General features: G+C 55.0%; 11 protein-coding genes. 4 read left to right on the plus strand and 7 right to left on the minus strand.

Annotation, left to right across the window (positions count from 1 at the left end):
• Positions 1 to 451: 451 nt before the first annotated feature.
• Together Pla52o_RS24070 and Pla52o_RS24075 are read left to right on the plus strand one after the other, a co-directional pair.
• Positions 452 to 1321, plus strand: a complete 870-nt coding sequence (locus Pla52o_RS24070; RefSeq protein ID WP_146597194.1) for a GxxExxY protein — start codon at positions 452 to 454, stop codon at positions 1319 to 1321.
• A 709-nt stretch (positions 1322 to 2030) separates the two neighbouring features.
• Positions 2031 to 3458 carry a DUF1552 domain-containing protein gene (locus Pla52o_RS24075; RefSeq protein WP_146597195.1) on the plus strand — a complete coding sequence of 476 codons (1428 nt, stop codon included), beginning with the start codon at positions 2031 to 2033 and terminating at the stop codon, positions 3456 to 3458.
• 69 nt (positions 3459 to 3527) lie between these two features.
• On the opposite strand, the gene Pla52o_RS24080 is transcribed toward Pla52o_RS24075, so the two are convergent.
• From Pla52o_RS24080 to Pla52o_RS24100, 5 genes are all read right to left on the minus strand, one after another.
• Entirely contained in the window at positions 3528 to 4910 is a 1383-nt protein-coding gene (locus tag Pla52o_RS24080; RefSeq protein ID WP_146597196.1) for a DUF1501 domain-containing protein, read from the minus strand.
• A 3-nt stretch (positions 4911 to 4913) separates the two neighbouring features.
• The gene (locus tag Pla52o_RS24085) at positions 4914 to 7409 is read right to left on the minus strand and encodes a PSD1 and planctomycete cytochrome C domain-containing protein (protein ID WP_197169472.1); all 2496 of its coding nucleotides are present in this window, start codon (positions 7407 to 7409) and stop codon (positions 4914 to 4916) included.
• A gap of 952 nt (positions 7410 to 8361) precedes the next feature.
• Positions 8362 to 9456, minus strand: coding sequence for a redoxin domain-containing protein (locus Pla52o_RS24090; protein WP_146597197.1), 1095 nt, complete (start codon positions 9454 to 9456; stop codon positions 8362 to 8364).
• A gap of 690 nt (positions 9457 to 10146) precedes the next feature.
• A complete protein-coding gene (locus Pla52o_RS24095; RefSeq protein WP_146597198.1) occupies positions 10147 to 10455 on the minus strand; it encodes a Rieske (2Fe-2S) protein in 309 nt (102 codons plus the stop codon).
• Positions 10456 to 10460: 5 nt separating this feature from the next.
• The gene (locus Pla52o_RS24100; RefSeq protein WP_146597199.1) at positions 10461 to 10910 is read right to left on the minus strand and encodes a hypothetical protein; all 450 of its coding nucleotides are present in this window, start codon (positions 10908 to 10910) and stop codon (positions 10461 to 10463) included.
• Positions 10911 to 11015: 105 nt separating this feature from the next.
• On the opposite strand from Pla52o_RS24100, the gene sdhB reads away from it, so the two are divergent.
• Both sdhB and Pla52o_RS24110 read left to right on the plus strand, forming a co-directional pair.
• Positions 11016 to 11843: a succinate dehydrogenase iron-sulfur subunit gene (gene sdhB / locus Pla52o_RS24105; RefSeq protein ID WP_146597200.1), complete on the plus strand. Its 828-nt coding sequence runs from the start codon at positions 11016 to 11018 to the stop codon at positions 11841 to 11843.
• Positions 11836 to 12258: a YbaN family protein gene (locus tag Pla52o_RS24110; RefSeq protein ID WP_146597201.1), complete on the plus strand. Its 423-nt coding sequence runs from the start codon at positions 11836 to 11838 to the stop codon at positions 12256 to 12258. The genes sdhB and Pla52o_RS24110 overlap by 8 nt, the downstream gene beginning before the upstream one ends.
• A 276-nt stretch (positions 12259 to 12534) precedes the next feature.
• Here the strand turns inward: Pla52o_RS24110 and Pla52o_RS24115 are convergent, their stop codons facing one another.
• Complete coding sequence (locus Pla52o_RS24115; RefSeq protein WP_146597202.1) at positions 12535 to 13575, minus strand: WD40 repeat domain-containing protein; 1041 nt, start codon at positions 13573 to 13575, stop codon at positions 12535 to 12537.
• Complete coding sequence (locus Pla52o_RS24120; RefSeq protein WP_146597203.1) at positions 13572 to 14864, minus strand: DUF1501 domain-containing protein; 1293 nt, start codon at positions 14862 to 14864, stop codon at positions 13572 to 13574. Before Pla52o_RS24120 ends, Pla52o_RS24115 begins: the two co-directional genes overlap by 4 nt.
• Position 14865: the final 1 nt, after the last annotated feature.

A 14865-nucleotide genomic window follows, 5' to 3' on the forward strand; every position in this document is an offset into this window, starting at 1 on the left:
TTCTGTCAATCATCTTCCTGTAAACCAACTCCCCAGAAACGAACAACCCCATGCCGATTGAGCTGCGATTGTGAGTAGCGATCTCATCCAGAAGGCTGGGCGGCGGAAATCAGATAAACAGAAAAATGAGTGGCAGGGAATGAAACGCAGTCACTCCATTTTTCTGTCAATCATCTTCCTGTAAACAAATCCCGAGAAACGAACAAGCCCACGCCGATTGACCGCGATTGTGCTTAGCGATCTCGTCCAGAAGTCTGGGCGCCGGAAATCAGATAAACAGAAAAATGAGTGACAGGAAAATGAAACGCACTCGCCCCATCTTTCTGTCAAACATCTTCCTGTTAACCAAACCACCCCAGAAACGAACAAGCCCACGCCGATTGACCGCGATTGTGCTTAGCGATCTCGTCCAGAAGTCTGGGCGACGGAAATCAGATAAACAGAAAAATGAGTGGCAGGGAATGAAACGCAGTCACTCCATTTTTCTGTCAATCATCTTCCTGTAAACAAATCCCAAGAGACGAACAACACCATGCCGATTGAGCTGCGATTCACGCCTGAGCGTTGGGATCAGGAGCGATTTACGAAAGTCGCCTATGAAGTGCTTGGGAAGACCTTTGATATTCATAATGAATTTGGCCGGTTCTTTGACGAAGAGATTTACAAACGTGAATTGGGATTTCGTGTTGGCGGTCTCTCCTTGGAAGAACCCATTGACGTTGTGTTTAAAAGCTATCGGAAACAATATTTCATCGACGTATTAGCGGGGTCTGGAGCGATATTTGAATTCAAGGCCACTGAATCACTGACGGAACGACATCGATCACAGCTCATCAACTATTTGTTACTTACCGGCCTACCTCGTGGAGTGTTGATCAATGTACGAACTGAAAAAGTTCAGCATGAGTTTGTGAACTGTACACTAATGCCTGCCGACCGCCAGCAATTTGAGATCGACGATAAGCTTTGGCAAGCTGAAACCCAACGCGAGATTGATTTGAGGAACTGGGTGGAAGGTTTCCTTCGTGATATTGGCGTTGGACTCGATGTTGCCCTGTACGAAGATGTCGCGACAGAATTCCTGGGTGGCGAGCGACGGGTCGTACAAAATGTGGAAATTGTTTCGCAGAACGGTAATCTGGGAAGTCAAAAATTCAGACTGTGCCGCCCACGCATCGCTTTTCGAATCACTGCACTCGCCGACCAGTTACATATTTTTGAGCATCACGCCCGCAGAATCCTTAATCACACTGCACTCAAAGCGATTCACTGGATCAATATCAACCGATCGATGGTCACCTTCAAAACTTTAACCGCGTAACCCCCATCTTTCTGTCAATCATCTTGCTGTAAACCACCTCCCCAGGAACGAACAAGCCCATGCCGATTGACCGCGATTGTGATTAGCGATCTCATCCAGAACGCTGGCCGACGGAAATCAGCTAAACAGAAAGATGAGTGACAGGAAAATGAAACGCACTCGCCCCATCTTTCTGTCAATCATCTTCCTGTAAACCAACTCCCCAGAAACGAACACGCCCATGCCGATTGACCGCGATTGTGCTTAGCGACCTCGTCCAGAAAGCTGGGCCACGGAAATCAGATTTACAGAAAGATGAGTGACAGGAAAATGAAACGCAGTTACCCATCTTTCTGTCAATCATTTTCCTGTAAACCAAATCCCGAGAGACGGACGACCCCATGCCGATTGAGCTGCGATTGTGCTTAGCGATTGCGTCCAGAAGTCTGGGCCACAGAAATCAGATTTACAGAAAGATGAGTGACAGGAAAATGAAACGCACTCGCCCCATCTTTCTGTCAATCATCTTCCTGTAAACCAACTCCCCAGAAACGAACAACCCCATGCCGATTGACCGCGATTGTGCTTAGCGACCTCGTCCAGAGGGCTGGGCGACGGAAATCAGATAAACAGAAAAATGAGTGACAGGAAAATGAAACGCACTCGCCATATTTTTCTGTCAATCATCTTCCTGTAAACCAACCTCCATCCCCCTCGCGGAGACGAACGAATGAAGATCACGTGTATTGATCGACGCATGCTTCTTAAAGGGATCGGTGGAGTCACTATCGGACTGCCATTCCTCGAGGAGATGTTGGTATCGACGGCGCATGCCGCGGAGAAAGCGATCGTTCCTGTGCGGGCCTTCAATGTTTTCTTTGGCCTCGGCATTCCGGCTCCGCTCCAAAAAGAGGGATTTGAAGGGGTGCTCGAACCACTCAAGCCGCTGAGTAATAAACTGCTGATCATGCGTGGAGTGGACCATCTGCGTGCCGACGAGAAAGGAATCAACGCTCATTACGATGGTGCGACCGCGGCGTTCACAGCCGAACCACCGGACGGGGAAGCCAAAGCCGGCGGTGCTTCGATTGACCAAATGGTTCGCCGCGCCCACCACCCCAATGGCCTTCCGCCGGGAATGGTGCCGACGTTGGTGGCCGGCACGTTCTTCCGCCGCAGCCGCGTGGGCCGCTACGTTCACAGTTTCAACCCAGACGGCACCGTGGCCGCGACGATGCAAGAGAAACCTCGCGACGTGTTTGAGCGTGTTTTCGGCTCGCTGGCAATGCCAAACGAATCGAGTGACGCTCGACGCGATCGAATCAAACGCAGCGTGCTCGATACCGTCGCCGAGGAGTACAAGTTCTACACTGGAGTAAATTCGCCGTTGGGCACCGCGTCCAAAGCGCGCATCGTCGAACATCTCGAACGAATCCGAGAGTTCGAGCAGCGAGCGTACGCGATGCATTCAAAAACGACCGGTGGGCCGAATCTGCCCGCTGAATCGAAACTGTTGCACGGCGGGGCCGCCGATCCGGGTGGGATGGGAATCGACATCACCGTGGAAGAACTCACCAGCGAATGGCGGTTGATGGCAGATCTGTACGCGTTTGCCATTCAAATGGATCGCGTTCGCTTTGGTTCGCTAACTTTCCTGGCCGCCGGTGAACGCATTCGCTTGAAGGGTGACTACGAATACGACGGCCGCAAGGTGATTGCCTTCGATGATGCGGCGCAACTCAAATCCTCGGGCGACAAGGGTTGCAGTCACGAATGGTGGCACCAGTTCAACGAAAAGAAGAACAACGAACAACTTCGCGCGCACGCCCACTTGAAGATGCGTGAAGTGGCGTACTTCCTGAGTCGACTGGACGATAAAAATTCGGTGGACGCCAACGGCAAGACACTGCTGGACAATTCGTTGATCACGATCTCGACTGAATCTGGAGATGGACGGCATAACGACGTCAAACGTGAACTCTCCGGTATTTTCCACGCCATCACCGCCGCTGATGGTCGATTCAAGACAGGCCAAATCATGGACGTCAATGCCGAAGGGCTGGACGTTTACAACACAATGCTCACCGCAATGGACGTCAAAGATCGCCTTGGCTCTGAAAAACGAAAAATGACGTCCGTCGATTCAATCCGTACCTAACTTGATTGGTTGTCGTTCCCGGGCTCGTCCATCGTCACTGCAGTATCCGGCACATGCCAAGTCCGGCGGTTAAGCGATTAAGTCGCGAATCACCTTCGCTTTCTCGACTCCCGTCAGACGCATATCGAGGCCTTGGAATGGAAAACTGAACCGATTTGAGTCGATTCCCAACAAATGCAACATGGTGGCGTGGAGATCGCGGACGTGCACGACGTCGTTAACGGCGTGATACCCCAGTTCGTCGGTCTCTCCGTAGCTGGTGCCTCCTTTGACGCCGCCGCCTGCCATCCACATCGAAAATCCTTTGATGTGGTGATCTCGCCCCGGCCCCCCTTTGCCTTGAAACATCGGCGTGCGACCAAATTCACCGCCCCAAATCACCAGCGTGTCTTCGAGCATCCCACGCTGCTTCAAATCGTGGATCAACGCCGCAGTGGGTTGGTCCGTCAATCCACAGCAGATGTCCATGTACTTCTGCAGATCGCCATGGTGATCCCAGCCGCGATGGTAAAGATGGATGAACCGCACGCCGCGCTCAGCCAGACGTCGCGCCAACAGACAATTCGAAGCGTAAGTGCCATCACCCGGCTGGGCACCGTAGGCATCGAGAACGTGCTGAGGTTCATTCGATATGTCCATCAGTCCAGGCACCGATGTCTGCATTCGAAACGCCATTTCGTAGGCCGAGAGCCGAGTGTCGATGTCGGCGTTCGCGACCTGGGCGTTGCGTTTTTGGTCCAGCTTGTGAATGGCATCGATCAGCGCCGCTTGCTGATTCGCCGAGACGCCTTGGGGATTGCTTACGTAATCCACCGGATCGCCGGTGGAGTTAAATTCGACGCCCTGAAACCGACCTGGCAGAAATCCAGCCGACCATTGACGTGAGCCAATCGGTTGTGGGTTGCGGCCACCCTGGCTGGTGAGCACGACGAAGCCAGGCAATTCCTCGGTTTCCGAACCCAAGCCGTACGTGACCCATGACCCCATCGACGGTCGTCCGCTGATCGCGGTCCCCGTATTCATGAAAGTATGCGCCGGATCGTGGTTAATTTGCTCGGTCACCATCGAGCGGACAATCGCGATATCATCAGCGATTTTAGCTGTGTGAGGAAGATAATCGCTGATCCGTTGGCCGCTCTGGCCGTGACGTTGAAACTTGGTGAGATGGCCCTGAATCTTCAGTGTCTGTCCCTGTAGCTGGGCGATGGGTTGGCCGTTTGTGAACGACTCCGGCATCGGTTGCCCGTCTAACTGGTCCAAATGCGGCTTGTAGTCAAAGGTTTCCAAATGAGACGGGCCTCCTGCCATACACAGAAAAATTACCCGCTTCGCTTTGGCCGGAAAGTGAGGCAGAGTGCGTGGCGAAGCGGCGGAGGCTAGGCTCGACATCGCGGCGGAACCGAGGCTGAGACCGGTTTGGTTGAGGAACGTGCGGCGGGTAAAAGGATTCATGATCTAGTTCCGGGTAACCGTTTCGTTCAAGTTTAACAGCGTCCGACAGATTGCCGTCCAACTAGCAAGTTCGATCTTGTCCAGTTGCTTCGAAATCGGTGCGATGCCTGTTTTGAGCAACGCGTCTGCACGAGCGGGCTCGCTGACATACTCAGTCTGCGTCGTTTCTAGAAGCGTCTTCAGCACGTCCCGTTCCTCGGCATCCGACGACCGCGACAGCACCACACGATAAGCAAACTCAATCCGATCATCGGCCGTTTCTCCGCCCTCCGTCAGAATCCGTGCCGCCAACACTCGAGCGGCCTCGATAAACGTAGGATCGTTCAGCAACACGAGTGCCGCATTGGGAGTGTTCGAGCGTGCGCGCTGCGACGTGCATTCCTCTCGGCTCGGAGCGTCCATCGCCTTGAGCATGGGATGCAGAAACATCCGCTGCCAATGCACGTAGAGTCCCCGCCGCCATTGGTTTTCGTTCTCGTGCGGCTCGTATTGGCGAGTGGGAAAGTTGAGATGTCGGTAGTAGCCGGCCGGTTGATACGGTTTAGCCGTGACGCCCCCTTGCTCGCGAATCAGCAGCCCTGAAACGGCCAGCGCATTGTCGCGAATCAGCTCGGCAGGCAGCCGATAACGCGATTGACGCGCCCCCCATTGATTGTGGGGATCACGCTCCAGCAATTCCGGAGACCCAACCGAAGATTGCCGCCACGCGCGACTGGTGACCAACAGACGCACTAAAGCCTTCACATCCCAGCCACTCTCGTGGAAGCTAACGGCCAGTTGGTCGAGCAATTCCGGATTCGCAGGCGGTTCGCCCTGGCCGCCGAAATCGTCCAGAGAACGCGAGATACCGGTGCCGAAATACAGATACCAGAATCGGTTCGCAAAGACCCGTGCGGTCAACCCGCCTCGGCCGTTTTCGGCGTCGACTAGCCAATTCGCCAGATCCAGACGCGTTGCACGATCTCCCGCGGCCGGGCTGACTTTGCCAAGAAACCCGGGGACTGCCGGCAGCACCACTTCGCCGCTGTCATCTTGCCAATTACCGCGGGGCAGCACTCGTATCGTTCGCGGCTTTTCCGCTACGGTGATCATCGTCAAACGCCCCTGATTTGCCAATTCACGGTGCTGTTTTCTTAGCTCACGAAATGCGTCAAGTTGTGCTGGTGGAGCAAGCACTGCGATTTGTTGCTCCACTTCAGCCCGCTGTTTGGCCAACGCCTGCTGCATCTCAGGCGTTTTGTCCTGTTTCATTCGATCCGTTAACGTCTGATGCGTCAGTTCCAGCTTCGTAAGCCGAGTTTGCGTTTCGTTACTGAACACGAGCGTCATTTCCCGATCTAAACGAGCGAGTTCCTGCTCCTGCGTTTCAGTGTAGACCCGGATCTCCGGCGGACGGTTTGCAGGTAAGGCATTTCCGCCAAACCCGCGGTCCGCGATATCCGCGAAGAACGCCCCCAACGCATAGTGGTCTCTGATGGTGTATGGATCATATTTGTGATCGTGGCACTGTGCGCAACCGACCGTCGCGCCCATCCAGACCGCTGCAACATTCCGCACTCGATCGGCATTATAAATCGCATCGTATTCTTTTAGCTGCAGACCGCCTTCGTGAGTTGTCTGAAGCAGCCGATTGTAACCCGACGCCACTTTCTGGGCCGTGGTTGGATTCGGCAACAAATCGCCAGCGAGCTGCTCACGCGTGAATTGATCAAACGACATATTCGCGTTCAATGCCGCCACGACCCAATCACGGTACGGCGAAATATTATGATCCTGATCCCCGTGGTATCCCACGGTGTCGGCGTACCGAACCAGATCTAACCAGTACATAGCCAATCGCTCACCAAAGTGGGGCGACGCTAACAAATCATCAACGACGCTCGCCAAATCACGTTCTCCGTTAACAAACGCGTCCGTCTCCTCCGGCGTCGGCGGCAACCCGGTCAGATCAAAGTGCAATCGCCGGATCAATGTCACCCGGTCCGCATCCGGTGCGGGTTGCAAACCTTCGGATTCCAAACGTGCGAGCACGAAGAAATCGATCCAGTTTTCCGGCCAAGCTTCATCCTTAACCTTTGGAATTGCCCGCTTTATTGGCGAGACATAGGCCCAGGGTTCCGAATACTCTCCGCCATCGGCGATCCAACGTATCAACAGTTCCACCTCCTCGCGTTTGAGCGATTTGTGTGAATCCTGCGGCGGCATCGGATCTTGCTCGTCAAGCATCCGCCGCACCACTTCGCTTTCGTTGGGCCTTCCAGGAACCAGTGCAGCATACCCTCCTAAATCAGCCAAAGCACCTTCGGAGGTATCAAGCCGCAGGCCAGCTTTCCGCTCATCCGCATCGGGACCATGACAAAAGAAACACTTGTCCGATAGGATCGGCCGGATATCGCGGTTGAAATCGATATCTCGCTCGGTGCCCCACGCCGAGGACAGGCTGATCAGTCCAAAACAGCTGAGCAAGAGAAGTTTCAGCAAGTCGAATTGGGTTCGCACTCTTTTTCGCCTTCACTACGTTGTGTATCGATTAACAGCGTGTCATAAGCAGCTAAAGCAGCACTCGTTCCGCCGATTAGCCGTTGTGATGCTAGACCGGACCTTGCATACGAACGACCAAAATGTCTTAACGGTTTTCTCAGAAAGGTGTGATGGCAATTGAGTGATGGACGCAATTAAAATCATAACCCGAAGCGTTAGCGAAGGAATTTACGAAGGCTCCCTCGCTGACGCTTCGGGCTATGCAATATCCGCGTCTAGCGTCGAAACGGCTAACGGGATATCACCCGATCGTGCCTAGCAGCTTCGCTTGTCGAACTGGTTTCAAAATCCCACGAGCCCGAGTTTAAGTCCAACGAAAAATACCTTGTCCAGCCAACCATGGCTGCCGTTTTCGCCGACGCCCTATTTCCAAGTTTTCGTGGTTGAGGTTTCCCACCTCTGTCATTCGCATTCGCACACTTGCCTCAACCCACCGCCCTGCCTCGCCCCACCGCCCCTGAGGCGAGACTGCGGACTTAGTCGCACTGCGTATCATCAAAGAAACGCAAAACGCTCTCCCTCTGGGAAGGTCGCGAGCAACGAGCGGGGAGGGTTTAAGATCCCCGTACCAAACTCAACGCGATTAATTCAGCATTCCCCGCGCGCCCAGTATGATTCTACACTCTGGCCGCAATCGAATTTGAGGTGCCAGGGAAATCAGGGAAATCGGTGCCTCGCATCGAGATTCATCCGCAAGCAATCCGTCCATTTGGATCGCCCCGACTCCGCTCAAACTGCCTGGCCGATTGTCGCTGATCGCTCCGCGACCAGAACGCTGGATCGCGACAGACGTGCGTTCCATAAATCGCTGACAGGGGAACGAACTCGCAGAAACGAGAACGGGGTCCAATCGCCCCCCCTGCGTCGCGTTTCCCAACGAGCCTGTTTCTCGCCGTCGATGTCAGCGGGACTATTCAGCTAACAGGGCTTCGATCGTGGTCCGCATTTGTTGTTCGCCGGGCGTCCCCTGCCAATTCATTTCTCCCTGCCACCAGCGGCGGACGAAGCCTTCTTTGTCAATCAAATAGACCGTCGGCCACATCGTCGTGTTGTACGATTTCCAATTGGCGGAGTCGGCGTCGAGCATCACGGGGTAGTCGATCCCTTCGGCCTTGGCCGCAGCTCGGACTTGGTCAAATTTTCGCTCCGACGATGTCTCGGGCGTTTGGATGCCAATCACCACAAGCCCCGCGTCGGCATAGTCCCGGTGCCAAGCGGCGTAATGCGGCAGGTTGCGTTTGCAATTGATGCACTGATACGCATAAAAGTGGACCGCGACCACTTTGCCTCGGTGCTGTTTCAGCGTCACCGGCGTGCCGTCAATCCACTTCGCTCCTTCGCTTCGCAATTCGGGCGCCAGCGGGTAGGTGCGTTTGATACTCGCGAAATCGAACGGTTTGCCCACCAATGAACCAAGCTTCGACCGCTGAGCATTCGTCAAAGTTTTCAACAAGCTTTCTCGCTCGTCCGTTTTTAGATCAGCGATTGCGTTGTTGACTTCGTCCGCTGGCTTCTCGCCCGCTGCCATCGCCTGCTGTAACTCGCGCGATTGCTCGTCGGTTTGAGCAAAGCTTTCCACGAACGACTGCATTTGAGTGTCGGTAATTTGCAGGCTCGCTTGCACCTTGTCACGCAGCACCATTCGTGTTCCAAGGGCTTGCGATACGAGTTGATCGAGTCGTGATTTTTGAGTGGGATCAAGGATGGAATCCAGACGGGACGCGAGCGTCTGAGTTAGTTGATCGGCGATGGGTCGTTGTTGATCCGGTGAAAGATTGCGAGAGCGAAACCAGGGCCCATCGACTTCGACCAGGGTCTCACGCAGTGACGCGATTTGGCTTTCTGAGAGCTCCAGCTCCGCTTGGATTGCCGAGTCGCGAATCATTTGTAACAGCACCGGCGGGACGTTGATCGCACCATGCGGCGTTTCTGCGGCCGCCGGCGTCGTATTCACGGCGGTGCCAAGGAGGCCCATGATCGACAACAAGAGGAGGATTTTCGACATCGCCGCACCGGAATTTACGAGAAGGACAGAAAAACGCTTCGATCACAGAGGAATGGATCTGTCTATTGGACTCGTTCCCACGCAGCAATACATCCCCCTGGGGAGGTCGTACCGCATTATAAGTCGTTCGAAGTGAGTGCATTAAAGCGATTCATCTCGTGCCACACATGTTTTGGGGTGAGACCAGAACGAGCGCAGCAAATTCACCGTGGAGGGCGGACTGGATCGGCTCGTGTTCACGCCGTCCAACACGGGCCAAACTCAGGTTTTGCCGGAGTAGAACGCCGGTAACCGCGTCGCTAGTGGTTGCCCCCACGAAGAACCACAGACGGGCACCGTTGTGGCATGGAATACCTTCAACGAAGCGCCGTCACTTCAATCGACTCCGCTCAAACACCAAACACCAAACCTTGCATCGGCACAACCTCTTCCGCCTCCTCGCTGTCGGCCCAACGAGGGAGTCGTCGAACCGGGGGGTCGCAACAAGTGCAGATCGAGCGTTCGACGCGACAGTTGACCGGTGGGTGTCAGCGAATACGCTCTGAAATGATTCTTCAGCTCACCTTTGAGCACGCCGACATTGACGCAATGCTGTACCTGAACACTGCACAGACGCGAGGTCGAGATCATCGACTCGTCAACCGGTTTGGTCACTATTCATCGCAAGAATGCAATCGAAGGAAACAAACGTTAGGGTACTTCGAGCAACACGTCCTCACCGTCGATCGCGACCTCATAAGTCTTGACATCACGCACACCTGGGCCGCACAGTAATTTCCCATTGGTGACATCAAATTCGGCGCCGTGCCAAGGACAAACCGTGACGCAGCCTTGGACCATGCCTTCACTTAGCGGGGCCCCCTGATGCGGGCAAGCATCATCAATTGCGTAAAAAACTCCGTCGATGTTGAACAACGCAATCAAGTGGTCGTCGACGATCACCAACTTGCCTGTTCCCATCGGTACATCGTTGCACTTCGCTGCTTTGATCCAAGACATTCGTGTCAATCCTCTCGCGTGAACTTTGCAATTTGTTGATCTTTGGTGTGCTCAAAATCACGCAGACGTTTCGCTAGTTCAATGACCGTGGGTGCGGCGCTGCAGTCCTCGATTCGGTCCAACCATTCGTCGAGTCGTCGGTCCGACGTCAATGCACAGGACAGCGTGTCATCGAAACTCGGCTCGCCTTCGCAGCGACATTCGGCGGCATGAATTGCCTCCGAACTGAGCCTCGGTCCTGAGATCAGGTACGTCGAGTGCTCCGGCGCAAGCTGCTCCATCTCGGACCGGATCACGTCCATCGAATGCGTTTCCAACTCGACCAAGTGTTCCAACAATATCTCGGCTCTCGGGTCGGTACTAGCATTGCTAAGTTGCTTGTAACGCTTTGCTCGCTGTTGGTGATAGTCGGCTAACATCACCAGCACTTCGTAAATCGTATTTGGCTGATTCATCACTCACCTCCTAGGCGCACGCAGGACTGGACAACGTCTCTTGACCCGCTTATCCTACACCATCAGGTAGACATTCATCAGGTCTCGATCCAGTGGTCGTTTTTAATGTCGCAAAAACAATTCGCAGTCCGCATCGAGCGTCAAGATCAACCGTCGCGGCCGCCCTACTGGCAGACGTTTGTCTTGGATTACGAACCGGGATTGAATGTCACAAGTGTACTGCAACGCATCGCAGCCAATCCCACGACCACCGACGGGGTTAAGGTGCCCCCAGTCGCCTACGAATCGGGGTGTTTGGAAGAGGTGTGCGGTTCCTGCACGATGCGCATCAACGGGCGTGTGCGTCAGGCATGCTCGGCGCTGGTCGATCGCTTACTCCAAGATGATCCGACCGGAATTGAGCTTCGCCCGATGAGCAAATTTCCGGTCGTTCGCGACCTGTGCGTCGATCGCTATCGGTTGTTCCGAGCTTTGGAAAAGCTGCAATGTTGGGTTCCCGTTGATGGCTACGCCGACATGGGCAGCGGACCGAAGCAATCACCCGACCAACAAGAGCAGAATTACCCGCTCAGCCAATGCATGAGTTGCGGATGTTGCTTGGAAGCCTGTCCCCAGTACCAAGAAGTCGCGATCCAGCGCCGTAAAGATGAATCGGAAAAAGACTTCGAGCAACGTCGCGACGAAGAGCTTGATCGCCACTTCATCGGTGCGGCTGCGATGAGCCAAGCGGTGTTGATGAACTCAAATCCAACCGGCAAAGCACTCGCGACCAGCCGCATCGAAGCGATGATCGCTCCGGGCGGTATTCAAAACTGCGGCAAAGCGGGCAATTGCCAAGCGGTCTGTCCCAAAGAAATTCCGCTGATGCATTCCTGGGGGCGGGCCAACCGAGCAGCGACGATACACGTGGTCAAGAAATTCTTCGATGGTTGAACCTGCCCGCGGAACCCGACGTGTTCTGTATTGGATTTTGGCCGGTCTGTTCTTTGCATTGGCGATGATCGGTGTCATCCTGCCGGGCATCCCCACCACGCCGTTCTTGTTGCTGATGTGTTACTTCCTTGTGCGAGTTTCGCCATCGATGCACGCCAAAGCGATGGCGTGGCCAGTCGTCGGTGGTCCGCTTCGCGATTGGCGAGACCAGGGCGGAGTGCGACGAAACGTAAAACGTCTGGCCTACGCAATGGTGACGCTGCTGGTTGGATCAACGTTGGTCTACGGTGAACTGTCGGTATCGATCAAATCGGTCATTGCTTGTGCCGCCATCTACGGCATCTACGTCGTGGCTCGGTTGCCGATCGCACACGCTAACGAATCGTTACGGCCACAACCGACTCGTCCATCGTAATTCGGTGGGTTGACGCGATCGGAAGCGACAGCGTCAACGATGTTCTGCTGCGGCGTGGGAGTCTCGATAACGCGTTCACCTCGCCTCTGTTTGATTCGATGCAGCCGGTGCAAAATGCAACCGCGCAAGACCGGCAGTGCGGTTTGACAAATCTGGTTTGTCAGCGGTTACCAACTGGGCCGCCAAAACGGAAGCCAATGCAGCCCTCAAGCAACAGGCGAAGAAGACATCCGTATTGCGATGCACGATTTGTTAGGGTCTGAAAATAAGTGGAGCTCAGCCATCTTGTGGGGCGGCTTTGGACATTTGATACACGCCGACGTTTCCATTAGCGTGGGCCACGGCTAGACGGTCGTCGCCGATCAGGTCCAAGCCACGTGCAGCGGATGGCAGTGGAAAGGTATGGAACGGTTCGTCTTGTTCAGCGTTATAGAACCAGAGCTCTCCTTTGCCGTTCTTATGAGCCCCGGCTCCCACAACAAATCCGCGTGGATGGAAACGCACGCCCCAAGCGATGCCTTTGAAATTTTTATCCGCTCCGAGTTGGCGAACGGGTTCGTCCGATTTCCAATCGAAAACGACAATAATGGGATCCTGGTCTCCGGCGAACCCGTTGGTCAGTTTGGTGATTCCCGCGCTGGCCCATTGAGTACCGTCGGGATGAAACTGCAAGTCGCGACTTCCCCCCATGTCGGCTGCGAACTTTTTGTCATAGCCAGTCATCATCTCCGCCACGAGCGATCTTTCCTCTTGGCCGCTTAACAGGTTCCACACCTTCACCACGCCCACTAAGTCTTGCGACACGATGTAGGGGGCGGCGGGATGAAATTGGACGCCATAGACGTGTCGCCTGTGTCCGGCAAATGTCTGCACCAGCGTACCGCTTTCCGCATTCCAAATTTTCACCAGCAAGTCGTTGCCGCAAGTCGCCAGTCGTTTTGCGTCCGGGCTGACACTGACCCAGCGAGCGGATCCCTGATGAGCCTGGATGCTGTAGATCACCGTGGGTTCGGCCTGCGTCAGATCCCAAGCTTTCACCACTCCTCCCCAGCACGCCGTATACAGCCGGGAACTGTCTGCGGAAAATTGGATCGAACGAACCCAGCTGTCATGCCCCCGCAACGTGCGTGGTTGTTCGTCTTCGAGACTCCATAACTGGACGTCCAAGTCCTCTGCACCGGCGGCAACGTATTGTCCCGCTGGATCGCAGCACAAAGTGGTGAGGGGACGTTCGTGTTTGAGCTCCACTAACAGGTGTGTGTGGAGCGGATCGACCGTGGCTTCGGTGGTTGCTGGTTCAGCTTCAACAGGGCTCATGACAATAGCTCTCCAATCTCTTCCGCCGCAGGGTCGCCGATGGGAATGGAGCGACCGGGAAGATCGTGGTCGGCAAAAGTATCCAGCCCCACGGCTCGCAAATAGGTGTGGAACAGATGTCCGGAATCGACTTCACGATCCGCCACTTCGGTTCCCTCTGCATTGGTGCTGCCAATGATCGCACCAGGTTGCACGCCACAACCGCCCAGCACCGTGGACCAAGCGGTACCCCAGTGGTCGCGGCCGTATTTAGTGTTGATCTTGGGCGTCCGGCCAAACTCGGAGCAGACCAGGACCAGCGTGTCGTCCAACATCCCGCGATCGTGCAGATCGTCCATCAGCATCGCAAACGTTTTGTCGAATTCACCCAGTTGTTCGAGGTGGAAGTTGAAGTTCTCGGCGTGCGAGTCGTAACCGTGGTGGGTCACCTTGACGCAAGTGGCTCCGTTTTCAAGCAACGTGCGAGCCAGCAGACAATACCGGGCGAAGTCGTGCGTTCCGTAGCGTGCCAGATCTTTCTCCGAAGCGCCCCCTTCGAAGATTTTCTTGCGAGCCATCAACAAGGCGGCCTGCTGAAACGCGGCGTCGTAATTGTCTAATTGGGCGTTGCTGCGACGCCGCGAAAATTGGGCGTCGAACTGCCGACGCAGACTTTCTCGCTGGGCGTCGAGTTCTTCGTCGAGATCCTTGGGCAGCTCAAGATTGGACGGCGGTTGGACGCCTTGGAGCTTCAGTTCCGCGTGCTGTGCTCCTAGGAACGAAGCGGTCGAATCATTTAATCCACGCGTCGAAATGTGGATGTAACCCGGTAACGCAGCGTCGGATCCGGCCAGGTATTTCGAGGCGACCGAACCGAGGTAGGGAAAGTCGCCCGTCGGACGACCTTTTTCCATATACAGCATTCCTTTGCGATGATCGTTGATCTTGCTGTTAATGCTCCGCACAATCGAAAGATGGTGCATCCGCTGGGCGGTATGGGGCAGCAATTCGGAAATATGCATGCCGGGAACCGAGGTCGGAATGGCGCGAAACGGTCCGCCAAATTTGGTGCCCGGCTTGGGGTCCCAAGATTCAAGCTGACTGACGCCACCCTGCAAAAAAATCTGTAGGATTCGCTTCCCCGATTTCTTTAGTAGGTCGGATTGCATGAGCGGATCGGTGGGCACCGGCGGGGCGGCTTGCGCCGTTTGACTCAGGCCTGTGGCCAGCGCTGCCGCCCCGGTTCCAGCGAAAAACTGTCGCCGCGCCAATAGATGCTCGACCGAGTTACAGCCTTGGTTTCGTCTCACC

This window comes from Novipirellula galeiformis, assembly GCF_007860095.1.
GTDB lineage: Bacteria > Planctomycetota > Planctomycetia > Pirellulales > Pirellulaceae > Novipirellula > Novipirellula galeiformis.

What these genes read in the sequence shown, in the direction of transcription:
- Pla52o_RS24075 (WP_146597195.1), top strand. Translation starts at nt 2,031, where the DNA reads ATGAAGATCACGTGTATTGATCGACGCATGCTTCTTAAAGGGATCGGT.
- Pla52o_RS24080 (WP_146597196.1), bottom strand. Translation starts at nt 4,910, where the DNA reads ATGAATCCTTTTACCCGCCGCACGTTCCTCAACCAAACCGGTCTCAGC.
- Pla52o_RS24090 (WP_146597197.1), bottom strand. Translation starts at nt 9,456, where the DNA reads ATGTCGAAAATCCTCCTCTTGTTGTCGATCATGGGCCTCCTTGGCACC.
- Pla52o_RS24095 (WP_146597198.1), bottom strand. Translation starts at nt 10,455, where the DNA reads ATGTCTTGGATCAAAGCAGCGAAGTGCAACGATGTACCGATGGGAACA.
- Pla52o_RS24100 (WP_146597199.1), bottom strand. Translation starts at nt 10,910, where the DNA reads ATGAATCAGCCAAATACGATTTACGAAGTGCTGGTGATGTTAGCCGAC.
- sdhB (WP_146597200.1), top strand. Translation starts at nt 11,016, where the DNA reads ATGTCGCAAAAACAATTCGCAGTCCGCATCGAGCGTCAAGATCAACCG.
- Pla52o_RS24110 (WP_146597201.1), top strand. Translation starts at nt 11,836, where the DNA reads ATGGTTGAACCTGCCCGCGGAACCCGACGTGTTCTGTATTGGATTTTG.
- Pla52o_RS24115 (WP_146597202.1), bottom strand. Translation starts at nt 13,575, where the DNA reads ATGAGCCCTGTTGAAGCTGAACCAGCAACCACCGAAGCCACGGTCGAT.